Genomic DNA, 25,702 nt, shown 5'->3' with positions numbered 1-25,702 from the left:
TAAGGAGCCTCGGGGGCGATGGCAGGCGGCGTGTCGTATGCCGCCGGCCCCCGGGCGGCGCGGAAGGTAACACCCGGTATGGCGATCCGCAACCTCAGGGAACTCAAGGCCCACTTGCCCCCCGGCGGGCGGCTGATGGGCCTGGATTTGGGCTCCAAAACCATCGGCATGGCGATCTCCGATCCCGGCCTGACGGTGGCTTCGCCCGTGGGCACGATCACGCGGCGCAAGTTCACGACGGACGTGCAAGACCTGGCCAAGGAACTGCGCGGCCGCAACGTCGCCGGCTTCGTCATCGGCCTGCCCCGCAACATGGACGGCAGCGACGGCCCGGCGGCCCAGTCCGCCCGCAGCTTCGCCCAGAACCTGATCGAGCAGCCCCACCTGCTGGGCGGCACGGTGCCGGACATCGCCTTCTGGGACGAGCGCCTGTCCACCTCGGCCGTCAGCCGCATGATGATCGAATGGGACATGACCCGCAAACGCCGGGACGAGGTGGTCGACCGCATGGCCGCGGCCTACATCCTTCAGGGTGCGCTGGACTATCTGGTGGCCCAGGCCGCGCGCGCCGCGCTGGCGGCGGAGGATGAGGCCGGAGGCGACCATGATGATGACCTTGAAGATATCGGCCGGGATGACTGACCAGGCATGCTGCAGGTTCTGACGGCACTGGCGCCCACCTTCCTGCTGATTGCGATCGGTTTCGCCCTCCGGCGGTTCAAGCTGATCGACGCCGCCTTCTGGGGCGCGGCGGAACGGCTGATCTATTACCTGCTGTTCCCGGCCCTGCTGATCGACAGCACAGCCAAGACCGACCTGTCGGGCATGGACATCTGGGCCATGGGAGGCGCCTTGGTCGGGGGCATCCTGCTGGTCAGCCTGGCCCTGCAGCTGACCTGCCGGCGGCTGTCGGGCAGCGACCCGGCTTACACCTCGGTGTTCCAGGGGGCCGTGCGGGTCAACACCTATGTGGCCATGGCCCTGGGCGCCGCCCTGCTGGGTCCCCACGGCACGGCCCTGATGGCCATCGGTGTGCTGTTCTGCATGCCGATGGTGAACGTGCTCAGCATCCTGGTGATGCAGCGCCACGGCGACGTGCCCGCCGGCATGAGGGGACGCCCCCTGCGCATCCTGTGGCAGATCCTGAGCAACCCGCTGGTCTGTTCCGTCATCGCCGGCGCCGCGCTGAACTTGGCGGGTATCCGCCAGGTCCCGGTGGTGTCACCCGTCATGGCCGTGCTGGGCCAGGCCAGCCTGCCCTTGGGCCTGCTGGCCGTGGGGGCTGGCCTGGGCTTTTCCGCCATCCGGGGCGCCAAGGTGGCGGTGGCGATCAGCAGCGTCGCGCGGCTGGCGATCCTGCCGCTGGTCACCGCCCTGCTGGCCAGGGCGTTGGGGGTGGAGGGCAGCGCCTTCACCGCCGTGGTGCTGTACAACGCGCTGCCCACCTCCGTCAGCGCCTACGTCCTGGCCCGCCAGATGGGCGGCGACGCGCCGCTGATGGCGGGCATCATCACCGTGCAGACCCTGGCGGCGGCCGTAACCCTGCCCGTCGTGCTGGCACTGGCGGCCGGTTGAAAAAACAACGGCGGCGCGAGATCACCCCCGCGCCGCCGAACTCTTTCACCGATGCTTTCGTGCCTTAGTGCATAGACACTGCGCGGGGCGCACTGCCCTTGGCGGCGGGCTTGCCCGACAGCAGGTGCAGGCCCGTCAGCAGGCCATAGCCGCCGATGATGAGGTAGCAGGCCACGGGCACGATGAAGGCCAGCACCAAGCTGGTCATGTCCGCGACCTTGCCGGTGATCATGGGCACCACGGCGCCGCCGAAGATGGCCAGGCACAGCATGCCCGCCCCCTGCGGCGTCTCCTCCTCCAGGCCGTCGATGGCGATGGTGAAGATGGTGGGGAACATGATGGAGTTGCACAGGCCCACCGACAGGATGGTGACCATCGCCATCGTCCCGCTGCTGGCCATGGACAGGCTGACCAGCAGGGCGGCGGCCAGCGAGCAGGCCATGAGCACGATGCCGGGACGGGCGAAACGCAGGACGACGGAACCGATGAAGCGGCCGACCATGGCACCGCCCCAATACAGGCTGACCAGCACGGCCGCCTTGGATTCCGGCGTGTTCAACACATCATGCAGGTGCATCAGGCCAGCGAACCAGGTGCCCAATTCGGATGCCGCGTCCCGCGTGCGATCCAGGATCAGGTAGTTGACCATGGCGCTGCCGATGGACACCTCGGCCCCGACATAGACGAAGATGGACACGACACCCAGGGCGAGTTGGCTGTGGCGCAGCACTTTCAGGCTGAGGCCGCTGCTGCCCGACTGCTGGTCGGTGGCGGCCCCTTCACGCCCGCGCAAGAACCAGAACAGCACGGCCAGGACGATCAGCAGGCCCGCGATCATCAGGAAAGGCACATGCACGCCGCGCGCGCTGGCGTCCCCATCCGCCGCCTTGGACAGGATGAAGACGGAACCGAGGATGGGGCCGATGGTGGTGCCGAAGGAGTTGAAGGCCTGGGCCAGGTTCAGGCGGCTGGACGCCGTCTCCGGCCGGCCCAGCAGGGACATCAGCGGGTTGGCGGCCACCTGCAGGACGGTGATGCCGCCCGCCATGACGAACAGCGCCAGCAGGAAGGCGCCGAACAGGCCCATGCTGGAAGCCGGCACGAACAGCAGGCAGCCCAGGGTCATGATGCTGAGGCCGGCCACGATGCCGCGCAGATAGCCCAGGCGCGCCAGCAGGGCGCCCGCCGGAACCGACACGACGAAGTACGCCAGGAAGAAGGCGAACTGCACCAGCATCGCCTCGGTGTAGTTCAGCGAGAACTGTTCCTTCAGCTTGGGGATCACGGCGTCCACGATGGACGTGGCGAAGCCCCAGGCGAAAAACAGCATGACGACGATCGGGGCCAGCGACGTCATGGATTTATTGTGGGCGGATGCGGTCGACATCGATCGTTCGTCCAGTCGGTATAGTAAGTCCGGGCCCGAGGGGTTTGACATCCACCGGGCCCGGGTTCAATGCCTATTACGACACATTCCTATTTTATTGCGTTGCGAAAAGAAATTTTTCGCAACGCACAATAATCATTTGCTCTTTTGTTCCGCGACTTTTTCCACCAAATCCAGCCGCGCCTTGAGCGGGTCCTCCTCCAGCACCGGGCCCTTGGCGCCGAACTCCATCAGGCGCTCGTCCTTGCCCGCCTTGAAGGGGGCCCAAGCGGGCAGGCCGGCCGGATCGGGCTTGCCGGTCTTGGCGAAGGCCACCCAATAGGCGTGCGCGGCCTTGGCGGCGGCGGCGTCCGCAACCGTCAGGGCGTCACCATAGCGCGCCTTGACGGTATCGAAGACAAAGGGGATTTCCGTCGCGTGCGGGGTGCCCCACCATTCCTTGCGCATGCTCTCCGCCACGTAGGAATAGCGGAAAAGATACACGGGCGACTTATGGGCCGACAGCAGGCGCGCGGTGTAGCGCGCGGGCTCGATGAACATGGCCGCACCGGCGGCCCGGTGCCCGATCAGCTTCACGTCGCGCGTGCCGTCAGGGTCCAGCAACGCCAGGGCCTGGTCGCGCTCGGCGCCGAAGGGGGCCAGGATGCTGTCCAGCGTGCCACCGAAGAAGAAGCCATCGGCCCCGGTGGCGCCCACCATCACCGGGACGTCGGCCCCCTTCCCCGCCGCATAGGCCAGGACCGGGGCGGCATACTGCACCACCGCGCCATCGACCATGGGGCCTGCATAGGTCGGGGTGTTCATGGTGGCCATGTTGAGGCCATCCACCACGGTGTCCGCCGGCAAGGCCCGCAGCGCCGCGAGGCCGGACGCCCCCGTGTCGCTGATGCCATGCTGGGCGGCGTAGGCCACCCCCGCCTTTTCACCGGAGGGCGCGTCGCCCTCAGCATGCACCGGCGGGGTCGGCAACAGGCGCTCGCGCCCCGCGCCCGACTGGATGATGCCCCGGTTGAACAAGCCCTTGGCCAAGGGAGAGGTCAGCAGCATGTGCACCGAGACGCCTCCGGCGGATTCGCCGAAGACGGTGACATTGTCCGGATCGCCGCCAAAGGCGGCGATGTTGCGCTTCACCCAGTTCAGGGCGGCCAGCTGATCCAGATAGCCGAAATTGCCGGTGGGGCCCTGGCCCGCCTCCGCCGTCAAGGCGGGGTGGGCGAAGAAGCCGAAGCGGCCGACGCGGTAGTTGAAGCTGACCAGCACCACGCCGTCCCGGGCGAAGTTGGACCCGTCATAGACGGCGGGTGAACTGCCACCGTTGACGAAGCCGCCGCCATAAATCCACACCATCACCGGGCGCTTGGCCGCCGGCTTGGTGGCCGTGTCCGCCGGCGCCCAGACGTTCAGGTACAGGCAATCCTCCGCCGGCGCCACGCCCAGCGGGGCGGCATCGCCCGGCAAGGGCTTCTGCATGCAATCGGCGCCATATTGCGCGCCGGAGCGCACGCCCGTCCAGGCGGCGGCGGGCTGAGGCGGCCGCCAGCGCAGGGTGCCCACTGGCGGGGCGGCGAAAGGTATGCCCTTGAACGCCGCGACCCCGTCCGTGACCACGCCGGACACCTTGCCCTGTTCCACCTGGGCCACCGGCGCCTCAGCCGCCAGGGCCGGCCCGGATAGCAGCAGCGCCACCGTGGCGCCGCCCATCAACCGCCTTATCATCTTCAACATCACATTCCCCTTGTCAGGATCATAGCCATCAGCCCAGGGCGCCAGCGTCAGGAATAACCGACGCCGGCGGCAACCCGAGGTTCCAGGAGGGCTTATGGCCGCCGTGTGGACGCGGTTACGGCGGCACCGCCCTTCAGCGTCAGATCCGTGGCCGATGCGCCGACGGCAACCTGGTACTCACCGGCCTTCACCTGCCAAGCATGGGCACCTTCATCGAAGCTGCCCAGCAGGCGGGTATCGGCGGTGACGGTCACGCGCTTTTTCTCGCCGGGCGCCAGCGACACCTTGGACCAGCCGATCAGCCGCTGCGTCTTGGTGCCGGCGGCATCGGTCAGGTAGACCTGGGGCACATCCTGCCCGGCGCGCTTGCCGGTGTTGGCCACCTCGAAGCTGACGGTCAGGGTGTCGCCGCCCGTGACCTTCACATCGCTGTAGGCGAAGTGGCTGTAGCTGAGACCGTAGCCGAAGGGGAACAGGGGCTTGGCCCCCGTCTTGGCATAGTGGCGGTAGCCGACGTCGGCGCCCTCGGTATAGGTGATCTCCGCCGGGCTGAACTCCGGCTTGTCGGCGCCGGGAATGTCCTTGCGCAGCAACTGGGCGTCGCTCGCCGGGAAGGTGATGGGCAGGCGACCGGAGGGATTGGCGTCACCGAACAGGATGTCGGCGATGGCCTCACCGCCCCGGCTGCCGGGATACCAGGCCTCCACCACGCCGGCCACCTTGTCCAGCCAGGGCATATGCACCGGCCCGCCCGTCTCCAGCACCACGATGGTGTTGGGGTTGGCGGCGGCCACGGCGGCGATCAGTGCGTCCTGGCCATTGGGCAGGCTGAGGTCCGGCGCGTCGGCCCCCTCGCTCATCCACTGCGTGGCGAAGACGATGGCCACGTCCGTGGTCTTCGCCAGGGCGGCCGCTTCCGCCGGGTAGGCGCCATCGGTGAAGCGCACCTGCTTCTCGCCCGCCTTGGCGCGGATGGCCTTGAGGGGCGAGGACGCGTGATAGACCACGGTGCGGAAGGCGCCCATCATGCCGTCGCCGCCCAGGGGGATGCTGGCGCCGGGGCCGGCATCGGACACCACCTGCGACGACCCGCCACCCGACAGAACGCCCACATTGGCGAAGCCGGCGATGACCGTGATGGTCTTGCCTTGCGCGGCCAGGGGCAGAAGGTCAGCCTTGTTCTTCAGCAGGACGATGCCCTCCGTCCCCGCCGCCTTGGTCACCTGGGCGTGGGCATCGAAGTCGATGGGCGCCTTGGCCGCCGGCTTGTCGAACAGCCCGGCCGCGAACATGGAGCGCAGGATGCGCCGGGTCATGTCGGACAGGCGCTCCGCCGGCACGGTCTTGTCCTGGATGGCGGCCTTCAGCGGCTCACTGAACCACACCTTGCCATTGGGGCTCAGCATGACGTCGATCTGTTCCCCCGATTCCTGGTCCAGGCCGTTCACCGCCGCCTCGATGCCATGGACCGCCCCCCAGTCGGACATAACCCAGCCGGGATAGGCCCAGTCGGTCTTCAGCACCTTGTTCAGCAGGAAGGGGTTGTCGCAGGCGTAGGCGCCGTTGACCTTGTTGTAGGCGCACATGACGGAGCCGGGCTTGCCCTTCTCGATGGCGATCTGGAAGGCCAGCAGGTCGCTTTCGCGCGCCGCCGCCTCGCCGATCTTGACGTCCAGGGTCATGCGCTGGGTTTCCTGGTCGTTCACCGCGAAATGCTTGATGGTGGAAACGACGTTCTGGTCCTGGATGCCCCGGATGGACTCCCCGCCCAGGGTGCCGGCCAGCAGCGGGTCCTCGCCCAGATATTCGAAGTTGCGGCCGTTGCGCGGGTCGCGCGCCAGATTGACGCCGCCGGCCAGCAGGACGTTCAGGCCCTTGGCGTGCGCCTCCTGGCCGATCATGGCGCCACCCTTGTAGGCGGTGTCGGGGTTCCAGGTCGACGCGAGCGACAGGCCGGACGGCAGGGCCGTGGACGGGTCGCCCGGCCGCACGTTCATGGGGTTGGCGACACCCAGGCTGGCGTCGCTTTCCTGCAAGGCGGGGATGCCCAGACGCGGCACGCCGGGAATGTAGCCGGCGGAACCGATGGCCCCCTCCGGCAGCTTGGCGCCCAGGAAGGGCATGGCCATGGGCCCATGCACCAGGCCGATACGCTCATCCAGCGTCAGTTCCTTGTTCAACAGGTCCGCGCGCTGATCCGGCGACAGCTTGGTGTCCATCCAGGGCCGGGCACCGTCGGCGGCCAGCGCGGCGGTGGCGAGGGAAAGCGACAGGGCCGTGCCCATCAGCAAGGAGCGGGTGCGTGCGGTCATGAGGTGCGTTTCCATCAGGTTGTTTTGCTTAAGAAAAAAAGAAAAGGTCATGCGGGCGGCACGTCGACGATGACGCGGCGATAGCGGGTCAGCGGCAGCGCGCCGCCGCCGGTCACTTCCAGGATCAGGTGCAGACGCTGCGGCCCTGGCAGCAGGGGCGGCGCCGTCGGCGCGGTGATGACGGCCTTGGGTCCGTCAGCCCCCTGGATGACCAGCTCCGGCACCACCACCAGGGCGTCCTGCCAGGTGCTGGGTTCCTTGTACTGCCACCAGCGGAAGGTCAGCGGACCGCCATCGGGATTAATGGAAGCGCCGGCGTCCAGGGCCAGACTGGCCCCCGGCCTCAACGTCACCGCAACGGGATCGTCGCCCCCCTGCCCGTTGACCACCACCCGTGGCGGATGGGACGCCTGGGCGCGATCCTGCGTCAGGGTCCAGCCGATGCGGGCGGCGAAATCGTTCTGGTAGGCTTGGCGCCAGCGCCAGATCGTGGCCTGGGCGCTGCGGTGGGCTTGGCCGTCGGCGCCAATGGCCGTGTCGACGACGTCGGTATGCAGGCCCAGCCCGTCGGCGGCCAGGCCGTACCGGCCGCCCCACCCGCCGTAATCGGGATGGTCCGGCGCGTTCAGGCCGTTGGCGACCAGATACAGGAAGGACGGGGTGTCGCCCTCCATGATGTATTTCCACTGCGGATAAAGGCTGCCCAGCGGGCCCTTGCGGATATGGGCGTCTATCCAGTCATGGGAGACGGAAGCGCTGTCCGGTCCTGGGAATTGATAGAACGCCTCTCCCGAGATGCCGGTCCAAGTGGCGGTGGAGTAATGGCTGAAGGCGTGGATACTGCCGATCCAGAAAAGCTGGGGATGGCGCGTCCTGATCCAGGGGCCGCTATCGTCCTGGTCGGAAATGGCATAGACCCGCAGCCGGGAGACGAAGGCCGCCACCTGATCGGGCGTGCGGGTGGCACCCACGTGATACAGGGCCTGGGCCAGCACGTTGGCGCCGCCCCAAACGGTGACCCACAGTGGCCGGGGATCGGGATCGTCCACGGCCGCGATCAGCGCAGCGGAGGCGGAACTGTCGTGCCCCTCCCCCACGCCCGCCAAGCCATAGAGCGCCGGGCCCGCCGTGACCCGGGCCATCAGCGCGCTTGCCTCGGGATAGGCCGGGTCGTGGGCGCGCAGGTTGGGCAACACCTCGCCATAGGCCGCGATGCGTTCCCGCAGCCGTTCGGGATGCACCTGGTCCTTCTGCCAGGTGGAGGTGGTGGCGGCCAGGCCGGCCACGTCGATCTGGTCAGTGTACAGCAGGAAGCGGACGAAGGATTCCTCGTCATCCGGCTCATTAGCGATGTCCGTCAGGACGAAGACGCGGGGCTTGGGCGCGGCAGTGGCCGTCCAAGGCACGAGGGCGATGAGCAGGACAAGCGACAGAAGCCTCACAACAACCTCCCCGGAATGACGAAGGTGTTGAAGCTGTCGGCCGGCAGGCGGGCCGTCAACAGACGCTCCCCCACCTTGACGCGGATGACTTGGGGGGCCGCCATCTCGTTCTGGACGACGATGATCACCCCGCCGTCCGGGTTGCGGAAGGCCAATTGGTTCTCGAACCCCGTGAAGCTTTCCGCCGGCAGCAGGCGCGCGCCAGGTCGCACAGGGTGGCTGAGGTGTCTCAGCACCTGGAAATCAGGGTTGAAGCGCACCGTGCCCGTCGGGCCGTCCACGGTCACCAGGGCGTTCTGCGGCCAGCCCCAGCCGCTCATCCCGCCCGTGGGCATGACCATGTTCCAGTACTGCCAGGCGCTGGCCCCGTTCAGCAGATAGCGCTTCATCAACTCCCAGCCATAACGGGCGTAGTGCCAGTCGTTGGTGCCGGTGCCGCATTCCTGTTCCGAGCCCCAGATGACCAGGTCGGGGTGACGGTCGCCGATCACCGGCAGCGCCCCCTTGCCCGCCCATTGCACGCCCACGCCCCGGATCAGCGGCCCGGCGGCCGGGTCGCGCATCACCCGGCTCAGCAGGTCGGCGTTGGCCCGTTCCAAAGTGCCGAAATAGAGGGTGACGCCCACCTTCTCCATCTCCCGCCCCAGATGGGGAAGGAAGCGGGCCAGGCCGGCGGGCGTCCAACAGCAGCTGGGGAAAGGCTGGGCGGAGTTGAACTCGTTCTGGGGCATCACCGTGCCGATGGGAATGCCGGCCTCGGCATAGGCCTCGACATAGCGGCGGAAGTAGCGGGCGTAGGCGTCGAAATAGCGGTCGTCCTGGATGAAATAGTCCTGCCCCTCCTTTCCGACCTGATCCGGTTTCAGGCCATTGGATGGCTGTCCCGGCCAGGCGGGTGTCATGGCGTAGTGACGGTTGGTCTTCATCCAGGTGGGGGGCTCCATGGCGATGCCCACAGCCGCAGGTCCGGCTGGCGGGCCCGCGCCTCGCGGATGAAGGGGATCAGCGTCTCATGGTCGTTGGCGATGCTGAAATGATCGAGCGCGAAGTCGCCATCGACCTCGTCATAGCTGTACCAGCCCCGGGCGATGTCGTTGGCGCCCATTGGTGTACGGCACAAGGTGAAGCACAGCCCCGCCCCCGGGCCCTCCCCGGGGCCCTCCGCCGGCGCGAACAGGGCGTCGAGGACGGCGGCCCGCTGGGCCTCGGGCAAGGTCCGTAGGGCTTCCCAGCCCTTTTCACTGAAGGCGCCGCCGAACCCCACCATGGTCTGAAGCGGGCGGTCCAGCCGTACCTCGACGTCCCGGCCGAAGGGATCGGAGCCGGCAGCGGTCCAGCCAGCGTCCGGCAAAGCCACCCAGGCGGCGGTCTGGGTGGTGCAGCGCCATTCGATGCCGTCCCGCCCGGCGGCGCGGGCCACGCGGCCGCCGGCCATGACGGCGGCCGCGCCGGCGACAGCCACCAACTCCCGCCGGTTCATCATCACCGCGGCCCCGCCTTGGCGCCGCCGGCTCCCAGAGGATACAGCGGATCCGCGCTGTCATGCGGCACGTCCGACGCCTGGGCGGCCACCGCCGCCATGCTGCGCGGCAGCTCGAACGGTAGGTGTCCCTGGGCCGCCGCCTTGCCCGTCACCACGTCCAGGAAGGACTGGTCGCTGACGCCGAAATCAACGTACAGGCGGGCAGCCTTGTCACGGATGTTGGTCAGGATGGCCGGCCGGTCCAGGTAGACGCTGACCACCGCCGGGACCTTGGCGGCGGCCACGGCCTTAAGCGCCTCATAGTCCGCGTTGCCGTCGTGGAAGCCCAGGTCACCCTCGTGCTGCAGGCTGCCGAAGGTGTAGTTGGGGTGCAAGGTCTGGAAGGGCGCGGACAGGCGCAGGAGGGCCACTTCCGCCTTCTTCGGGTCGTCCACCACCGTCAGGCCCGCCGCCTTGGCCGCCTCGGTCGACACGCCGCGCAGGAAGACCTTGCGGCCTATGAGCGGCACGGGGCCTTTGCCCGCTTCCAGCAAGACCATGGACCGGGACTGCGCGGCCAATCCCTCGGCCAGGTACTGCGGGGTGCCCACCACCTTGGCGGCGGCCTGGGCATCGACATAGGGATTCTCGAACAGTCCCTGGCGGAACTTGAGCGCCAGGATGCGGCGCACCGACTGGTCCAGCCGCGCCTCCGTCACCAAACCTTGCTTGACGGCGGCCAGCAGGGGGGTCGGATCGTCGACACCACCGAACTGGTCCAGGCCGGCCTCCAGCCCCTTGGCGAAACGGGCGGGGGTGGACAGATCCTCGACACCCCAGGCGGTGGAGAAATCCTTGAAGGTCGGCCGCTCCCCGGCCGGGAAGCCGTTGCGGCAAACATCGTTGCAGTCGTTGGCGATGGCCCAGTCGGACAGGATGACGCCCTGGAAGCCATAGGTGCCGCGCAACAGGTCGGTCAGGAGCCAGCGGTTGAAGCCCGCGCCCACCTGCTCCACCGGCTTGCCGTCCACCACCATCTCTTTCAGGATGGAATAGGTGGGCATGACGCCGGCGACGTGGGCGGCGAAGGCGCCTTTGAACGGCAGGACATGCAGGTCGAAATGGGCCGGCCGCACCAGGGAATAGCGGCCATAGCTGTTGTGGCTGTCGAAGCCCTCCGCCGCGGCACCGTAGCCGACCCAATGCTTCACCACCGCCGAGACGCCGGTGGCGCCGGGGCCGTCACCGCCCCCCTGGAAGCCCTCGATATAGGCCTGCACCAAACGGCCATCCAGGGCCGGGTCCTCGCCAAAGGTGCCGTTGATGCGGGACCAGCGCGGCTCCGTCGCCACGTCGGCCTGGGGCGACAGGGTCTGGTGGATGCCCACCGCCCGGTATTCCTGACGGGCGATGTCGGCGAAGCGGCGCACCAGGGCCGGATCGCCGATGGCGCCCAGGCCCAGCGGCTCCGGCCATTGGGAGAAGCCGGCCGACAGCTGGCTGGCGCCGGCCGTCACCTGGAAATGGTTGCGCGGGTCGGTGCTGAGCGTCAGCGGAATGCCCAGGCGCCCGCCCTCCGCCACCGCCTGCAGGCCATTATCCTGTTCCGCCAATTGCGCCGGCGGGGTGGCCTGGCGCGTGATCAGGGTGGTGATACCCAGATCGCGGATCATGTGGGTGGCCAGCGGAAAGTCGTAAGGCCCGCGCATGGTGGCGAAGGAAAAGCCGCCCTCAGGCGGCACGGTGCCGTGCAACAGGGTGCCGGCCTTTTCCTCGACGGTCATGCGGGCCAGGAGGTCGGCTACGCGAGCATCGACCGGCAGGCGCCAATCCTCGTAAGGGTCCAGGGCGCCATTGCCGTTCAGGTCGCGGAAGGACAGGCCGTCCACCGTCAACAACGGCTTCACCCGGCTGCCCAGCACCGGCTGCGACGGCCCGCCCCAGGCGGGCATGGCGGCGGGCGTGGCCAGCAGCACGCTCAGGGTCAGCACGGCAGTAAGGCGGCGGATCGGCTGGGGCATGGGTCTCATCATCCCGTCGGTTGAAAACGAACCGGAAAAAGAGGCGTGCCGCGGGGAAAGGAGGCTCCTGCGGCACGCCCAGGGGAGTGAGGCAATAGCCTCGGGGGTCGGAGGAAAGGTTAGAAGTTGGCCGAGACCCTCACACCGTAGGTGCGGGGCGGGGCGTAGGCGCCGCTGCCGGCCAGCCGGTTGCCGGACCCGTTGGTGTCAGGGTTGGCCACCACCAGGACGGCGTTGTTTTCCAGGTTGCGGACATAGGCCATGACGCGCCAGCGGCGGTCGGCATCGTCATAGGCCAGCGACAGGTTGGTCTTGGTGTAGGCCTTCTGCTCGGTGACGGCGAAGTTGCGGTAGTCCAGGTTCTGGTCGCCGACATAGACGCTGTCGACGCGGGCCGTGATCATGGCGCCGGATGCCAAGTCCCACATGTGCTGGTAGCCCAGGTTGATGGTCCATTCGGGCGACTTGGCCAGCCGGTTGCCGGTGTAGACGGCGGCGCTGTTGGGATGGAAGACATCGCCCGTGGCCAGGATGAAGTCGGTGTAGCGGGCGTGGATGTAGGACACGCTACCGTCAACCCGGTCGCTGCCGGTCAGCAGGGCGGCGCCCTCCACCTCCACGCCGTAGACCTCGGCCGTGCCGGCGTTGACCGTGACGGTGGACGCCTGCCCCGCCACCTGGCCGATGGCGCTGACCTGGAAATCCCGGTAGTCATAGTAGAAGCCCGTCAGGTTCAACTGCAGCCTCTTGTCCATGAACTGGTTCTTCAGCCCCACTTCGTAGGCGGTCAGCTTCTCCGGCTGGTAGGGGTTGTTGTTGGGGGGCTGGCCGTCACCATAGCCACCCGCCTTATAGCCCGTGCCGACAGAGGCGTAGAGCATGCTGTCCGGCGCCAGGTCGTATTCGGCACCAGCCTTCCAGTTGGTGGAGTTCCAGCTGAGATCCGCGTCGTTGAGATACAGCGCGGAGCCGCCGACATAAGTGTTGCCGACGATGTGGCCGAAGGCCTCGGTGGCGCCGGTGCGGGCCTTGGCGTCCTCGGTATAGCGCAGGCCGCCCGTCACCCGCAGGCTGTCGGTCAGGCTGTAGGTCGCCTGGGCGAATGCCGCCTTGGACTCCTCCGACACCTTGGGCTGGACGAAGGCCAGCGAGGTGATGCCGGCAACGGGGTCCAACGCGAACAGGACGTCGTTGTTTTCCTTGAAATAGTAGAGGCCCGCCACCCACTTCAGCGGTCCGTCGCTGTTGGCCAGCCTCAACTCGTGCGAGGTCTGGTTCTCGTCGGAGCGGAAGATGGTGGACGCGCAATAGGGACCGGACGGCGCCTGGCAGGTGCCACTTTGCGTGGAACCGCCGTGGGTCCGGTCGGTATCCTCGCGATAGCTGCCGACATAGGTCAGGGTAGCGAAGCCCAGGTCCCAATCGGTGGTCAGCCCCACACCTTTGTTGGTGTGGTTCAGGCTGCCGTCCGCCGACATGGGGAAGGTATAAGGTGAGCCGAACTTGGCGTACTGGCCGATGGGGCCGTTGGCATAGCCCACGCCGCCCTCGTGGAACACATCCAGCGACAGCAGCGCCTTGAACGTTTCGCTGGGCTTCAGCTGGATTTGCAGACGGCCGGCCTGGGTATCCTCATCATTGAAATTGCTGGACCGGCCGTTGTTGGTATAGCCGTCATGGCGGCTGGTTTGGAAGGCGGCGCGAACGGCCAGGGTATCGGTCAGCGGCACGTTGAGCATGCCGGACGTCTGCAGGCTGTTGTAATTGCCGTAATCCAGCGAGGCGTTGCCTTCAAATTTGTCGCTCGGCCGCTTGGTGATGACGTTGATGCTGCCGGCCGTGGCGTTGCGGCCATACAGCGTGCCCTGGGGGCCGCGCAGCACCTCGATGCGGTCGACGTCGTACAGCGCGCCGATGGCGGCGCGGGAGCGCGCCATGTAGACGCCATCGACGTTGAAGGCCACGGCGGGGTCGCCGACCTCGGTGTCGTTGGTGCTGCCGATACCGCGGATGGCGATCTGGACGGAACCGCCGTTATTGCCCACGGCCAGGCCGGGCACCATGTTGTTCAGGTCGGTGGAGCTGGACACGCCGCGCTGCTGCAGGGTGTCACCGGAAAAGGCGGTGATGGCGATGGGGGTCCGCTGCGTCGTTTCCTCACGCCGTTCGGCGGTGACGACGATGTCTTCCAACTGCTGCTGGGCCGACGCCCCCTGGGGCGCGTTCTGCGGAGCGGGCGCGGTGGCCGTCTGGGCCAAAGCGGGCGCGGTGATCAGGCTGGCCAACGCGGTGGCGGCCAACAGGGCGTATGTACGCATTTCTCCCATTTCTCCCAATTCTGCTTCTTTATTGTTCTCGTCGCGGGGGACAGCCCCCAGGTGGCGGACCCTTGAGGCCTCTGTCGTGCCTCTTCGGGGTTCGCTTGAGCATGAGCATCCCCACGCCGACCCCGGGTTCAGGGCCGGATGGCGCCACAAGCGGGCGCGCCGCGGCGGGCATCGCGACGATGGTCCCTGACGGGGATGGTTCGGGCTCCAGGCAAGACCCGTCCCTTCACCGTCGCCTTTGGGCCGGCGCGATGGCTCATATCCGATGATGGTCGTTTAAAAGGCGGCCGCCTTACCGGCTGGTCACGCGCCCTAACGCCCGTGCGTCACGCATGGTTGTCTCTCCCGTTTGTTTGGGCCCCCGCCTTGTCGTTTCGGTCTTTCAGGGCGGCGATGACAGCGCTGTCCCTGGTGCCTAAAAAATTTGGGGCCTTCGATGGCCCCTTTTTGTTATCATCGAGAACAACACCGCGCAAGAGGATTTCTTCAACCCGATTAATCCCGACATGCCGTTTCCATTCGCTCACACCAGCGGGCTTTCAGGCGCTATCTTTGCGTGACACCGGTGATATGATCCCGACGCCGTCCAGGGGCACGACGGCCGCGGCGGCGATCGGCGCGCAAGGGCATAAAGTCTGGTTGGAGTTGAGGGGCATTGAGCAAGGCCACCATTTACGATGTCGCCCGCGCGGCCAACGTCTCCATCAAGACGGTGTCCCGTGTCCTGAACGGTGAGCCGAAGGCCAGCCCCGAAACCCGCGCCCGGGTGATGGAGGCGGCGCGCACCCTGAATTACACGCCCAGCCTGTCGGCCCGCGCCCTGTCGGGGTCGCGCAGTTTCCTGATCGCCCTGGTTTCCCCCGGCGGCGTGTCGGACAACGCCATGCTGTACGTCACCGAACTGCAGTTGGGCGCCATCCAGGCCTGCCGCGCCGGCGGCTACCATTTATTGACGGAATACGTGGACCTGGGGGCATCCGACTTCGGCGCCCTGACGGAAACGCTGGTGTCCACCTTGCGGGTGGATGGCGTCATCCTGATACCGCCGCTGTGCGACAACCCGCAGCTGTTGTCCCTGCTGGCCGACCGTGGCGTCAATTGCGTTCGCATCTCCCCCACCCTGGATATCCAGGGGGATGAGAAATGGGGATGGGGTGTGGACATCGACAACTACCAGGCCGCCTTCCAGATGACGCGCTACCTCATGGACCAGGGGCACCGCGACATCGGCTTCATCCAGGGCCACCCCCTGCACGCCGCCGCCGCCCAGCGTGAGGCCGGGTACCGGGACGCCCTGTTCGATGGCGGCCCCATTCCCGAACGGCTGATCCAACCGGGGATGTTCACCTTCGACAGCGCCCTTCCCGCCGCCCGCGCCCTTCTCAGCCAGAAGCAACGCCCCACCGCCATCTTCGCCGCCAACGACAGCATGGCCATGGCCGTGCTGTCCGTCGCCTACAGGATGGGCATCCCCGTGCCCGGCGCCCTGTCGGTCGCCGGCATCGACGACCTGCCCGCCGCCAGTGTCGTCTGCCCCCCTTTGACCACCGTCCGCCAGCCGGTGGTGGAAATGGGGGCGGCGGCGGCCCGCTTCATCATCAACCGCACGGCCGGACAGGTGGGCAACTACCTGAAGCAGGTGTTCGATCATAGCCTGGTGGTCCGGGAATCGACGGCCCCGCCAGCCTGACCGCCCTTTTTCCTGGCGGCCCAAAATGATTTCCGTTACAAACCGCGCCCCCAATTAAAAATCCGATTGTTTCGGCCGTCGTTGGAGCGCGCATCATGGGCTATTGCGGCCTGGACTTTGGAACGTCGAACAGCACCCTGGGCATCGTCGACATCCGCGATGGGCAAGAGCCTCACGCCCGCCTGCTGCCGCTGGAGGGGGAGGAAACGACCCTACCCAGCGCGCTGTTCTTCGACTTCGCCGCCAAGCGCGAGGAATTCGGCCGCGCCGCCATCCAGATTTATGCGGAAGGTGCGGACGGCCGCCTGATGCGGTCGCTGAAGTCGGTGCTGGGCACAGACCTGATCGACATGGAAACGCAGTTGGACCGGCGGCGCATCAGCTTCCGCGATGTGCTCAAGACCCTGTTGCGGGAGATCAAGCGCCGGGCGGAAGACCAGGCTGGCCATCCCCTGACCCAGGTGGTCCACGGTCGCCCCGTGCATTTCGTGGATGGCGACGACGCGGCCGACCAGCGGGCGGAGACCGCGCTGGCGGAGATCGCGCGCGACATCGGCTATACCGACGTCTCGTTCCAGTTCGAACCCATCGCCGCGGCCCTGGATTATGAGCGCCAGGTGAACGCGGAGGAAATCGCGCTGATCGCCGACATCGGCGGCGGCACCTCCGACTTTTCCATCGTGCGCATCGGGCCGGAGCGGCGGCGGGCCGCGAACCGTGGCCAGGACATCCTGGCCAGCACCGGCGTGCGCATCGGCGGCACCGATTTCGACCGCCTGCTGTCGCTTCATGGCGTGATGCCGCACCTGGGTTACCAGTCGCCGATGAAGCGCGCCGGCCTGCTGGCCCCCAACAGCTATTTCAACGACTTGGCCACCTGGTCCAAGATCAACTTCCTCTATGCACCGAAGGTCATGGCGGAACTGCGGCAGGTGCTGCGGGAGTCCGCGCGCCCCGAGTTGATCGAACGGCTGATCCAGGTGGTGGAGGAGCATCTGGGCCACCGCGTCGCCATGACGGTGGAACGCACCAAGATCCGCCTCAGCGCCACGGCCGCACAGCCGGGTGGAGCGGACCTGGTGGTCGAGATTCCGTTCGACTTCATCGAGCGGGGACTGGTCATGCCCTTCACCGTCCCCGGCTTCGCGGCCGCGACCACCCCGCTCACCGACGGAATCGCCGGCATGATCCGCAAGGCGCTGGCCGACAGCGGCCTAACCCGCGACAGGATCGACGCGGTCTTCCTGACCGGCGGCTCCACGCTGTTGCCCAACGTGCGTGCCAGCATCCTGCGCGAGCTCCCCGACGCGCGGGTGGTGGAGGGCGACAAGTTCGGTTCCGTCGGGCTGGGCCTGACGCTGGAGGCCATGCGCCGGTATGGCTGATGCCAACAGGAAAACACCCGCCGGGGACCTCCTCGGCGGGTGTTTTCTTGAAAGGCCGGTCTCAGCAAGGTCACGGCGTGTCTTTGCGGGCCTCCTTGCTGATGGCGTCACCGGTCGCGGAGATGTCCTGGCCGGCGCCGGCGGTCGTATGGCAGGCGCTGACCAACGCCCCCATGCCCAGCATGGATAAAAGAACAAGCGCGCGCAGTTTGGTAGACATGGTGGCCCTCCTCATGGGCTAGGGGTTGCTATTTCTGTCACTTGCGGACGGGACGGGTGCCGGGATTGCCGACGACCAGTCCGGCCACCACCGCGGCCAGCAGGGCCGGCACCTTGTGCTTGACCACCAGGCGCTGGGCCTCCGCCAACAGCACCTCGGGGTCCAGGTCCAGCGCCGGAGTCACCGCCGGCGGCGGTGGCTCCCGCCGGTTCAGCGTCATGCGCATCACCAGCAGCAGGATCAGGCACAGGACCACCAGGGCCAGCCCCACCAAGGCCGGCGTCCAGACAGGTCCCATGGTCGGTTCCAGGCCGGCCCACAGGGCCGCGCACAGGAAACCGACCGCGCCGATGACCGCGAGCATCGCCAGCGCACCGGTAATGACCAGGGTCACCACCCCATCCACCAGCGGGGCCGGAGAGGACCGTTGCACCGGACCAAAGGGGATCACCCCCAGTTGCGACAAGGCCATGACGGCCAGCTTGGTCCAGCCTTCCATCAACGCTCCCCTTGTTCGACTTGCCGCTCTTCCGTCACCTGCCGTCCGACGTCAGCGGGACAGCAGGCGGCTGGCGATGAAGCCGGCGGAAAAGGCCAGCAGCAGGCTGGTGATGGGCTGCGCCTCCACCTGGGTGCCGACGGCCTTGGCTGCGGCCTCGCCCTTGGCCGCCAGCGTCCGGTACAGATCACTGGCCTCCGCCTTGATGGCATCGGTCAAATGGTCGGCATCCTCCCGCGCGGCGTTGCGCACGGACCGGGCGGCGGTGGCCGCGGCATCGATGGTTTCGCTCTTCATCATCCTCTCCTTTGCTTGTTCACGGGGCGCGCCTTAACGCCCCTGCGTCCGCGGCCCAGGAAATCAGCCGCTTAATTCCGCTCAAGCGCGTGCTTGAGGGTGCTCATCTGGTCATGGTCGGCCTTGATGCTGTCATAGCAGGTGGCCACGACCTCACGGGCCGGCATGGGCAGATCGCCCTGCAACGCCTTTTCGAAGCTGGACTTGATGTCATCCTCGCCAGCCTCGACAGCAGCAACGACGCTCTGGTCGCTACCCGTGACGGCGTTCTTGAGGTTGACGAACATGCGCCGGGCGGCCCCCAGCACGGTACCATCGGTTTCCGGCTGGCCGCCCAGGCTGATCACTTCCGCCTGTAGGGCGGTGGTCAACTGGCGACGCTGGCGGGCCCGTGTGGAGAACAGCGTCTTGAAGCTGTCGTTGGTCGCCTCCTCCGCAGCGTCCTTGTAGCCAAGGGCGCTGTCGAGGGTCTTTTCGATCAGGTCGTTCAGCACCTTGATCGATTGTTCGGTGACGGCGGAGGGGGTGGTCGGCGGAACGGTGGGCGGAATCATCGTCTGCTCCTCTCCTGGAGTGATTGCTCCTGTCGCGATTGCCACGCCGTAAATTTCTGATCAGCATGACCCACAATAAACAAACAAATACGCAGAATAGTTTCCATAAATCGCTTATTATAACTTACTGGACATCAATCTCGATTGACGCGATCACCTCTATATCTTTGGCATGAATAAATGGCCTCCATGCCTTTGAATTAACGCCAATACCCCGGTTGATTAAAGACGGTTGGGGAAGGGCGGCCGCCCTTCCCCAACCGCTGGCGCAAACGGTTTAGCGGATGGACGCCAGGTTCTTGCGCAACCCATCGGCATCGGCATTCTTGGCGCTGCGCGCGGTCACGATGGCCGAGACCGTTTCCGGCTTGCCGTAGTAGGCCTCATTCCAGCTGTCGCGCGGCTTCAGGATGGAACCGTTGAGCGTCAAGCCGGCATACGCGCCGCTGGCGGACGCCCAGACGATGATGTCGCCATTCAGCGAGGTTGGGGTGGCCGCCTCGGCGGTGGACCCCAGGGTCACCACGGCGAGACCCGCCTGGGCGCCGATCTTGAACTCATCCTGCAGAACCGAGGACAGGGCCTTGTCGCTCATGATGAACATGACCAGTTCAGCCTGCTCGACACCAATCTGCAGGCCGAACGACGCGGAACCCAGGGTATAGAAGGCGGGATAGCTGAAGTCGCCATTAGGCCCACGGGTCAACAGCACGGCATCGCCGCCCTCACCGCCCACGAAGAATCCGCCTTTGATCAGCTGCGGAACGATCAGCACACCCTTGGCCCGGCGCATCAGGTCACGGGCGTTGCCGAATTCCTTGTCCTTGCGCAAATCGTCGATGGTGACGCGGGCCCGTTCAACCAGATTGCTCTGGTCGGTGCCGTGCGTAGCCGCGGCCAGCGCATGCGGCGCCGACACCGTCATGGCGCCGAAAACCATGAGCGCCGACAGGGCGGCGGGGATGATCCGGGAGTGCAGGGACGGCTTGGCCGCCGTCGACGTGTACGACACAGGCATTATCGTCGCTCCATTATTGGGCCGGCCGTCAAGTCCGGCCAAGCCATCGCCGTCGGGCAGCCCAACGGCGGAGGGGGTTGATGGGAAGGGCGCATCCGGCCGCCCCTTCCGATAGCCGGGGGCACCCGCCGCCCCGACCGCGGAGTCCCCCAAGAAGGAATCCTCCTGGGGGCTGGCGGTGACGGCGCGGACGCCGTCACCGGTGCGGCGGCGGGCGCAGCGGCAAACCACGGCCGCCTTACTCGCCCAGGGCCTTCTTGGCCGTGTCCTTTAGCGCTTTTCCGGCCTCCTGGATTTTGCCGGCGGCGTTCTGGGCGTGGCCCTCGACCTTCTTGGCCTTGCCTTCAGCGGCCATCTGATCGTCACCCAAGACCTTGCCGGCCGTTTCCTTGACGGCGCCGCCGGCGATCTTGGCGTTACCTTCGATGCGGTTCTTGTTCATGGTCGTCCTCCTCAGCTGGGTTGCGATGGGGGCGCGGGGATCACTTTCGGTTCCGAACCGGAAAGTTTCCATTCGCCCCATGGGGTCTGCCCCGGAGCGGGCAAAAACGTCCCAAGAGTTGACGTGTCACTGACCAAACAATGTTCAGCACGCCATGTGGCGGGAATGTGGCGTGTCTGGGCGGATACTGCGGCAATCGCCATTAAAAGATGAAGTAGGCGATTGGAAGAAAATGACCTTATTTATTTAGTCAGGCCTCGGTTCGGTGCGCGGCAATATCGATACGACCTATTATCTATGACCTAACCCTTGCTTACGCATCACCCCGAAATATGGAATATATCAAGACCGCGCAGCATGTCAGCGGAAAGTGCCTGATATCCCTTATTCGGCAGATAAGCCGTTTTACGTGTCAGCAAATCTACAAAAACATGTTTTGGTCATAATGATTTTTCATGATCGCAATGCCTTCCGATTTCGAAGAGAGGCCGCCATGAATCTTGGAACCATCATCCTGATCATTTTAATCCTGTTCCTGATCGGCGCCCTGCCGACCTGGCCCCACAGCGTTCACTGGGGATATTATCCAGCCGGTGGCTTGGGCACGGTGATCGTCATCGTGCTCATCCTGATCCTGATTGGCCGGCTTTAATTTCCATTTCAGTCCCGCCACTTCAGTCCCGGCCACCTCCGCCTCGAACAGCCCCGGCAAGTCACTTGCCGGGGCTGTCGCTTTTCCGGTATCCGATAAACCCTCGGCCCACCGTCCAGTTCCCCTCTTTTCGTTAATTTTCTGACCCGATGTTGCCGTCGCGCGTCTTGTTTGTTGCTGGCCGATGGGATAAGGGATGATGCAGCCAGGTCAGGGGGGCTGCGGTCGACCTGCTGGACAGCCATGCCGGGCCATCTCCGTCCAGGCCATCCACGAAATTCCAATGTCCTTTGAGCGTGATGACAGGCCCATGACTGACACTGCCCTTGCCCAGGTCCCCCAGCAGCGTTCCGTTCGTGGCCGCCCGCGCTGTGACAAATCCCGTCACGCGATCTTGAGCAGCGCCTACGATTTGTTGGTCCAGGAGGGCTTGTCCGGCTTCACCATCGAGGCGGTCGCGGCCCGGTCCGGATGCGCCAAGACAACCATCTATCGATGGTGGCCGACCAAGGGCGCGCTGGCCGTCGCCTCATTACTGGAGGTGGTTGAGGTTGCCGCCCCCATCCGGGCCACGGGGTCCGCGCGACGCGACCTTGAAAGCATGGTGGAGGTCATGGCCGGTACCATGGCGGGCCCGATGGGCCGGGTGATCGCGGGCATCATCGTCGAGGGACAGAACAATCCCGACGTCCTGGAGACCTATTGCACGCAGGTGCTGAACCCCCGCCGGGAACGTATCCGCGAAATCCTGCACCATGGGGTGCGGTCCGGGGAGTTGGCGCCGGACCTGGACGAGACGGTCGTGGTGGAACTGCTCTACAACACGCTGTACAGCCGCCTGCTGATCCGTCACCAGCCGGTGGATGAGCCCGGATGGACGCAGCGCCTGGTGGCCGCCGTCCTGGGCCCCGCCCGCGCCCAGCCAGCACCCAGGCCCCTGCGTGTGCACAGCGACGCGCTGTATCCCGCCTAATCGCCTACCGCACGCAACGGTGGGCGCCTTCAGGCCGCCACGGACACGCGGTTACGGCCGGCGTTCTTGGCCGCATAGAGGGCTTCGTCCGCCCGGGCCAGCAAGCCGTCGACCGTTTCGTCGTCATCCACCAACTCGGTGACCCCAAGGCTGCAGGTCAGGGTGACGCTGACATCGGGTGTGAGGGCGACAGGCGTCGCCGCGACGGCGGCGCGCAACCGTTCGGCCACCCGCTCCGCCTCCGCCCGGCCTGTTTGCGGCAGCACGATCACGAATTCCTCCCCACCGAAGCGGCCGATGACATCGGTCTCACGGATGGTGGCGCGGCATAGCTCGACAACGGCCAGGATGGCGTGGTCCCCGGCCTGGTGGCCCCACGTGTCGTTGATGCGTTTGAAGTGGTCGATGTCCAGCATCAACACCGACAGGGGGCCGCCATAGCGCCGCGCGCGCACCATCTCACGGGCCGCCGTTTCGGTGATGTGGCGGCGCGTCCCCGCCCCCGTCAGGCTGTCGGTGATGGCGACCAGACGCAGCAGGCGCTGGTTCTCATAATTGGTGTAGTTGATCTGCTCGAACGCGAAGAGCACGCAGATGAACATGGCGCCCACCGGCCCCAGCAGCAGCGGGTACTTCACATATTCAAAGTCACGCGCGAAGCCAACGGCGCCGGCCACTGGCGGCAAGGCGATGATCAACACCATGAAAAGGGTGCCCGTGGTGAAGGGCACGTATTGCATCACCAGCAGCGGCAGGAAGGTGAAGAACAGGAATCCGGAAAACTGGGCCTGCATACCGTGGTCCAGACGGTTCAGCACCTCGATGAACAGCATCTGACATGTGAACGCGCCAAGGAACGCATAGGCCGTGGTCAAACGGCGCGGCACACGGAAATGAAGCAACAAGGCGTGCAGCAGGATGATGCCCGACATCAGCAGGCGAAGGCCGATGGTCCGTTGCGCCCCCGCGGGGTCAATGACGTAGTCCCAGCCCCAGAGGCCGCTGACGGTGATGGACGTGGCCACCGTCATGATGATGCTGAACAACCGATGATGGTCGAACTTATCGTCGACATAGGCCCGATCCGGCCAAACGACCTGTTTGATATGGTGGCCCACCGGGTCCGTTCCCTGTTTTACCGTCAGAAGCCCCAATGAGGGTGAAGGACACGGGGGCCCTATTCCTCCCCGCATGTCGCGCGATGACGGTATTCCTGGCTATGGTGCCATGGCGAGGAAGGATTACGCCAGTGCTCATGGCGCGAGTAACCGACCCCTCACCCAATGCCCCGATTCCGGGTGATGGTTTTCACTGATCCCGTCGTCGAAATAATTTTCTATCTTTTTATAGAAACCTTGTTGCTCGCCTCAAGACTTGCGGGCGGGCTTTGAGGACACGGCCTGACCATAGGCCTTGGCGGCAGCCTCGGGCTTCTTCATTTCTTCCATCAACTTCATGGCGAACCGACCACCGTCGTGGCGTGACTGTAGAAACGTCATCACCACGTCACGGGCCGCCTGGCGATCAAACGGAATATCGCTGGGTGCCTCGGCCCCACTCCCGCCCCCACTGGCGGCGGGCGCCGCCCGCGCCATCTGCATGCGCTCCGCCGCGGCCGCGGCTTTTTCAAGCACCTGGGGGTCGATCCGCCGGCGGATGGCGCGGATCTGGCGCAGCAGTTCGTCACGGGGGTCGGCCATGGCGCGGGTCCACCTGGAATGGGATGCCCAGATAACGGGGGTGCCTGGATACAGTGCGCATCCCCACCCCCGGATGTCGAGGGAACTTTGGCTGAGCCTTTCTCAGCCCTCCAGAGGAGGCAATGGACGCGGCCGCCGATTCTCGTCAATGGCGACGAAGGTGAAGACGGCCTCTGTCACCTTGTTGCTGTCGTCGGCGTCGCGGCTGCGGCGCCAGGCCTCCACCTCAATGCGCATCGAGGTGCGCCCACGCGACACCAGCCGGCCAAACAGGCTGACCTCATCCCCCACGAATACGGGCCCCAGGAAGGCGATGGCGTCCACCGCGACGGTGGCGGCGCGGCCCCGGGCCAGACGGGCCGCCACATTGCCCGCCGCCAGGTCCATCTGCGACATCAGCCAGCCGCCGAAAATATCGCCGGCGGGATTGGTGTCGGCGGGCATGGCGATGGTGCGGATGACGGGAATCTCGTCGGGCATCTTGGCGTTCTTATCGAGCATCGGGAACCTCGGGTTCGGCAGGGCAATAGTTGGGACATCAGAGCGTGAAACGCGGTCCAGGGGAAGCGCGGGCTTCGCCGTGGCGCCCATGCGTATCCTCCCCTGGAGCAGCCAGGAACCACAGCCAATGCACCCTAGCCGCCGTCGCTGCGGCCTGTGTAAGATCGCGCGATACGAACCGAGGGACCCCGCCCAGGGTAGCGCCGCGCCATGACCCAACCCATTCCCGCCACCGGCCCGCTGGCCGGCCTTAAGGTTCTGGACATGAGCCGGGTGCTGGCGGGGCCCAGCGCCACGCAGATCCTGGGGGATTTGGGCGCCGACGTGGTGAAGGTGGAGCGGCCCGGCCAGGGCGACGACACCCGCACCTGGGGTCCGCCCTTCCTGAAGGACGACGCCGGGCAGGACACCGGGGAGAGCGCCTATTACCTATCGGCCAACCGCAACAAGCGCTCACTGACCCTGGATTTCACGACACCGGCCGGCAAGGCCCTGGCCCTGCAGCTGGTCAGCCACGCCGACGTGCTGGTGGAGAACTACAAGACCGGGACCCTGGCGCGCTATGGGCTGGCGTATGAGGATTTGCGGGACGCCTACCCCCGCCTGATCTATTGTTCCATCACCGGATTCGGCCACACCGGGCCGTATGCCGCGCGGGCCGGCTATGACTATCTGGTTCAGGGCATGGGCGGCTTCATGTCCCTGACCGGGGAGCCGGAGGGCCAACCGCTGAAGGCGGGCGTGGCCGTGGCCGACCTGATGACCGGCACCTACGCCGCCATCGCCATCCTGGCGGCCCTGCGCCACCGCGACCTCACCGGCCGGGGGCAGTCCATCGACCTGTCGCTGTTCGACACCCAGGTGGCCTGGCTTTCCCATCCAGGCCAGTATTACCTGACCAGCGGCCAGTTGGCGCCGCGCGTGGGCAACGCCCATCCCACCATCGTGCCATACCAGACCTTCGCCACCAGCGATGGATGGATCATCCTGGCCATCGGCAACGATGAGCAGTTCGCCCGGTTCTGTCACCTGACGGGCAACGCGGCCTGGGCCAGCGATCCCCGTTTCGCCACCAACCAGGCGCGGGTGCGCCACCGCGACGTCCTGGTGCCCCTGGTCGCCACCGTCATGCAGGCGCAGACCAGTCAATTCTGGATCGACGCCTTGGAAACCCTGGGCGTCCCCTGTGGCCCCATCAACACCATCGACAAGGTGTTCGGCGACCCCCAGGTGGCGGCGCGGGACATGCGCGTCACCCTGCCCCACCCCCAGGCCGGCGGCACAGGCCCGGCGGGCAGCGGGCTGCCGGGCACGGTGGAACTGATCGGCAGCCCCATGAAGTTCAGCGACACTCCGGTCAATTACCGTCAGGCGCCGCCCACCCTGGGCCAGCACACCGACGCGGTGCTGCGCGACTGGCTACGATTGGATGAGGAAGAAATCGGACGCCTGCGGCATGCCGGCGCGCTGTGACCGCGACACGGATCGGGCAGATTGCCAATATCTCCAACATAGAATAA

24 protein-coding genes are annotated in these 25,702 nt (G+C 66.3%); 7 read left to right on the top strand and 17 right to left on the bottom strand.

The genetic code is table 11. From position 1 onward, the window contains the following. Positions 1-78: 78 nt before the first annotated feature. Positions 79-642, top strand: coding sequence for a Holliday junction resolvase RuvX (gene ruvX / locus UCD39_RS07655; RefSeq protein ID WP_330495432.1), 564 nt, complete (start codon positions 79-81; stop codon positions 640-642). A 6-nt stretch (positions 643-648) separates the two neighbouring features. Beyond that, positions 649-1,575: an AEC family transporter gene (locus UCD39_RS07650; RefSeq protein ID WP_330495431.1), complete on the top strand. Its 927-nt coding sequence runs from the start codon at positions 649-651 to the stop codon at positions 1,573-1,575. A 64-nt stretch (positions 1,576-1,639) separates the two neighbouring features. On the opposite strand, the gene UCD39_RS07645 is transcribed toward UCD39_RS07650, so the two are convergent. The 8 genes from UCD39_RS07645 to UCD39_RS07610 all read right to left on the bottom strand — a co-directional run bounded on the left by UCD39_RS07645 (position 1,640) and on the right by UCD39_RS07610 (position 14,242). Further along, complete coding sequence (locus UCD39_RS07645) at positions 1,640-2,962, bottom strand: sugar MFS transporter (RefSeq protein ID WP_330495430.1); 1,323 nt, start codon at positions 2,960-2,962, stop codon at positions 1,640-1,642. A gap of 135 nt (positions 2,963-3,097) precedes the next feature. Then, a complete protein-coding gene (locus UCD39_RS07640; RefSeq protein ID WP_330495429.1) occupies positions 3,098-4,687 on the bottom strand; it encodes a carboxylesterase/lipase family protein in 1,590 nt (529 codons plus the stop codon). 92 nt (positions 4,688-4,779) lie between these two features. Next, positions 4,780-6,999 carry a beta-glucosidase gene (locus tag UCD39_RS07635; protein ID WP_330495428.1) on the bottom strand — a complete coding sequence of 740 codons (2,220 nt, stop codon included), beginning with the start codon at positions 6,997-6,999 and terminating at the stop codon, positions 4,780-4,782. 47 nt (positions 7,000-7,046) lie between these two features. After that, entirely contained in the window at positions 7,047-8,441 is a 1,395-nt protein-coding gene (locus tag UCD39_RS07630; protein WP_330495427.1) for a DUF1593 domain-containing protein, read from the bottom strand. Next, a complete protein-coding gene (locus UCD39_RS07625; RefSeq protein ID WP_330495426.1) occupies positions 8,438-9,367 on the bottom strand; it encodes a glycoside hydrolase family 30 protein in 930 nt (309 codons plus the stop codon). The genes UCD39_RS07630 and UCD39_RS07625 overlap by 4 nt, the downstream gene beginning before the upstream one ends. Then, on the bottom strand, positions 9,364-9,924 hold the full coding sequence (locus UCD39_RS07620; RefSeq protein WP_330495506.1) for a glycoside hydrolase: 561 nt from the start codon (positions 9,922-9,924) through the stop codon (positions 9,364-9,366). Before UCD39_RS07620 ends, UCD39_RS07625 begins: the two co-directional genes overlap by 4 nt. Continuing rightward, entirely contained in the window at positions 9,924-11,924 is a 2,001-nt protein-coding gene (locus tag UCD39_RS07615) for a glycoside hydrolase family 3 protein (RefSeq protein WP_330495425.1), read from the bottom strand. Before UCD39_RS07615 ends, UCD39_RS07620 begins: the two co-directional genes overlap by 1 nt. A 119-nt stretch (positions 11,925-12,043) precedes the next feature. Beyond that, positions 12,044-14,242, bottom strand: a complete 2,199-nt coding sequence (locus UCD39_RS07610; protein WP_330495424.1) for a TonB-dependent receptor — start codon at positions 14,240-14,242, stop codon at positions 12,044-12,046. Between the two features lie 664 nt (positions 14,243-14,906). Here UCD39_RS07610 and UCD39_RS07605 point away from each other — a divergent pair. Continuing rightward, positions 14,907-15,941 carry a LacI family DNA-binding transcriptional regulator gene (locus UCD39_RS07605; protein WP_330495423.1) on the top strand — a complete coding sequence of 345 codons (1,035 nt, stop codon included), beginning with the start codon at positions 14,907-14,909 and terminating at the stop codon, positions 15,939-15,941. Between the two features lie 95 nt (positions 15,942-16,036). Next, positions 16,037-17,326, top strand: coding sequence for an Hsp70 family protein (locus tag UCD39_RS07600; protein ID WP_330495422.1), 1,290 nt, complete (start codon positions 16,037-16,039; stop codon positions 17,324-17,326). A 70-nt stretch (positions 17,327-17,396) separates the two neighbouring features. On the opposite strand, the gene UCD39_RS07595 is transcribed toward UCD39_RS07600, so the two are convergent. The 6 genes from UCD39_RS07595 to UCD39_RS07570 form a co-directional block, all read right to left on the bottom strand. Further along, positions 17,397-17,546: an entericidin A/B family lipoprotein gene (locus tag UCD39_RS07595; protein WP_211101951.1), complete on the bottom strand. Its 150-nt coding sequence runs from the start codon at positions 17,544-17,546 to the stop codon at positions 17,397-17,399. Positions 17,547-17,583: 37 nt separating this feature from the next. Further along, positions 17,584-18,045: a hypothetical protein gene (locus tag UCD39_RS07590; RefSeq protein ID WP_330495421.1), complete on the bottom strand. Its 462-nt coding sequence runs from the start codon at positions 18,043-18,045 to the stop codon at positions 17,584-17,586. A 51-nt stretch (positions 18,046-18,096) separates the two neighbouring features. Next, on the bottom strand, positions 18,097-18,345 hold the full coding sequence (locus tag UCD39_RS07585) for a hypothetical protein (RefSeq protein WP_330495420.1): 249 nt from the start codon (positions 18,343-18,345) through the stop codon (positions 18,097-18,099). Positions 18,346-18,413: 68 nt separating this feature from the next. Beyond that, a complete protein-coding gene (locus tag UCD39_RS07580) occupies positions 18,414-18,896 on the bottom strand; it encodes a ferritin-like domain-containing protein (protein WP_330495419.1) in 483 nt (160 codons plus the stop codon). Between the two features lie 277 nt (positions 18,897-19,173). Continuing rightward, a complete protein-coding gene (locus UCD39_RS07575) occupies positions 19,174-19,914 on the bottom strand; it encodes a lipid-binding SYLF domain-containing protein (protein WP_330495418.1) in 741 nt (246 codons plus the stop codon). Positions 19,915-20,152: 238 nt separating this feature from the next. After that, a complete protein-coding gene (locus UCD39_RS07570; RefSeq protein ID WP_145731008.1) occupies positions 20,153-20,356 on the bottom strand; it encodes a CsbD family protein in 204 nt (67 codons plus the stop codon). A 370-nt stretch (positions 20,357-20,726) separates the two neighbouring features. Here UCD39_RS07570 and UCD39_RS07565 point away from each other — a divergent pair, with 370 nt between their 5' ends. Continuing rightward, entirely contained in the window at positions 20,727-21,008 is a 282-nt protein-coding gene (locus UCD39_RS07565) for a DUF3309 family protein (protein ID WP_330495417.1), read from the top strand. 310 nt (positions 21,009-21,318) lie between these two features. After that, positions 21,319-21,981 (top strand): TetR/AcrR family transcriptional regulator, encoded by a 663-nt coding sequence (locus UCD39_RS07560; RefSeq protein ID WP_330495416.1) that lies wholly within the window; start codon positions 21,319-21,321, stop codon positions 21,979-21,981. Between the two features lie 29 nt (positions 21,982-22,010). On the opposite strand, the gene UCD39_RS07555 is transcribed toward UCD39_RS07560, so the two are convergent. The 3 genes from UCD39_RS07555 to UCD39_RS07545 all read right to left on the bottom strand — a co-directional run bounded on the left by UCD39_RS07555 (position 22,011) and on the right by UCD39_RS07545 (position 24,182). Next, positions 22,011-23,099 (bottom strand): GGDEF domain-containing protein, encoded by a 1,089-nt coding sequence (locus UCD39_RS07555; protein WP_330495415.1) that lies wholly within the window; start codon positions 23,097-23,099, stop codon positions 22,011-22,013. Positions 23,100-23,348: 249 nt separating this feature from the next. After that, a complete protein-coding gene (locus UCD39_RS07550) occupies positions 23,349-23,681 on the bottom strand; it encodes a hypothetical protein (RefSeq protein ID WP_330495414.1) in 333 nt (110 codons plus the stop codon). Between the two features lie 102 nt (positions 23,682-23,783). After that, a complete protein-coding gene (locus tag UCD39_RS07545; RefSeq protein WP_145731019.1) occupies positions 23,784-24,182 on the bottom strand; it encodes an acyl-CoA thioesterase in 399 nt (132 codons plus the stop codon). Between the two features lie 210 nt (positions 24,183-24,392). Here UCD39_RS07545 and UCD39_RS07540 point away from each other — a divergent pair, with 210 nt between their 5' ends. Then, the gene (locus UCD39_RS07540) at positions 24,393-25,655 is read left to right on the top strand and encodes a CaiB/BaiF CoA transferase family protein (RefSeq protein WP_330495413.1); all 1,263 of its coding nucleotides are present in this window, start codon (positions 24,393-24,395) and stop codon (positions 25,653-25,655) included. Positions 25,656-25,702 lie beyond the last annotated feature (47 nt).

This window comes from Nitrospirillum karajorum (assembly GCF_036348415.1).
GTDB classification, from domain to species: domain Bacteria; phylum Pseudomonadota; class Alphaproteobacteria; order Azospirillales; family Azospirillaceae; genus Nitrospirillum; species Nitrospirillum amazonense_B.
Note: the sequence above shows the minus strand (reverse complement) of the source record. Positions and strands in the feature narration are given on the sequence as shown.

Excerpts from the sequence above, each read along its gene's own strand:
- ruvX (WP_330495432.1), top strand. The coding sequence starts at position 79 with ATGGCGATCCGCAACCTCAGGGAACTCAAGGCCCACTTGCCCCCCGGC.
- UCD39_RS07650 (WP_330495431.1), top strand. The coding sequence starts at position 649 with ATGCTGCAGGTTCTGACGGCACTGGCGCCCACCTTCCTGCTGATTGCG.
- UCD39_RS07645 (WP_330495430.1), bottom strand. The coding sequence starts at position 2,962 with ATGTCGACCGCATCCGCCCACAATAAATCCATGACGTCGCTGGCCCCG.
- UCD39_RS07640 (WP_330495429.1), bottom strand. The coding sequence starts at position 4,687 with ATGTTGAAGATGATAAGGCGGTTGATGGGCGGCGCCACGGTGGCGCTG.
- UCD39_RS07635 (WP_330495428.1), bottom strand. The coding sequence starts at position 6,999 with ATGACCGCACGCACCCGCTCCTTGCTGATGGGCACGGCCCTGTCGCTT.
- UCD39_RS07625 (WP_330495426.1), bottom strand. The coding sequence starts at position 9,367 with ATGAAGACCAACCGTCACTACGCCATGACACCCGCCTGGCCGGGACAG.
- UCD39_RS07620 (WP_330495506.1), bottom strand. The coding sequence starts at position 9,924 with ATGATGAACCGGCGGGAGTTGGTGGCTGTCGCCGGCGCGGCCGCCGTC.
- UCD39_RS07615 (WP_330495425.1), bottom strand. The coding sequence starts at position 11,924 with ATGCCCCAGCCGATCCGCCGCCTTACTGCCGTGCTGACCCTGAGCGTG.
- UCD39_RS07610 (WP_330495424.1), bottom strand. The coding sequence starts at position 14,242 with ATGCGTACATACGCCCTGTTGGCCGCCACCGCGTTGGCCAGCCTGATC.
- UCD39_RS07600 (WP_330495422.1), top strand. The coding sequence starts at position 16,037 with ATGGGCTATTGCGGCCTGGACTTTGGAACGTCGAACAGCACCCTGGGC.
- UCD39_RS07595 (WP_211101951.1), bottom strand. The coding sequence starts at position 17,546 with ATGTCTACCAAACTGCGCGCGCTTGTTCTTTTATCCATGCTGGGCATG.
- UCD39_RS07590 (WP_330495421.1), bottom strand. The coding sequence starts at position 18,045 with ATGGAAGGCTGGACCAAGCTGGCCGTCATGGCCTTGTCGCAACTGGGG.
- UCD39_RS07585 (WP_330495420.1), bottom strand. The coding sequence starts at position 18,345 with ATGATGAAGAGCGAAACCATCGATGCCGCGGCCACCGCCGCCCGGTCC.
- UCD39_RS07580 (WP_330495419.1), bottom strand. The coding sequence starts at position 18,896 with ATGATTCCGCCCACCGTTCCGCCGACCACCCCCTCCGCCGTCACCGAA.
- UCD39_RS07575 (WP_330495418.1), bottom strand. The coding sequence starts at position 19,914 with ATGCCTGTGTCGTACACGTCGACGGCGGCCAAGCCGTCCCTGCACTCC.
- UCD39_RS07570 (WP_145731008.1), bottom strand. The coding sequence starts at position 20,356 with ATGAACAAGAACCGCATCGAAGGTAACGCCAAGATCGCCGGCGGCGCC.
- UCD39_RS07560 (WP_330495416.1), top strand. The coding sequence starts at position 21,319 with ATGACTGACACTGCCCTTGCCCAGGTCCCCCAGCAGCGTTCCGTTCGT.
- UCD39_RS07550 (WP_330495414.1), bottom strand. The coding sequence starts at position 23,681 with ATGGCCGACCCCCGTGACGAACTGCTGCGCCAGATCCGCGCCATCCGC.
- UCD39_RS07545 (WP_145731019.1), bottom strand. The coding sequence starts at position 24,182 with ATGCTCGATAAGAACGCCAAGATGCCCGACGAGATTCCCGTCATCCGC.
- UCD39_RS07540 (WP_330495413.1), top strand. The coding sequence starts at position 24,393 with ATGACCCAACCCATTCCCGCCACCGGCCCGCTGGCCGGCCTTAAGGTT.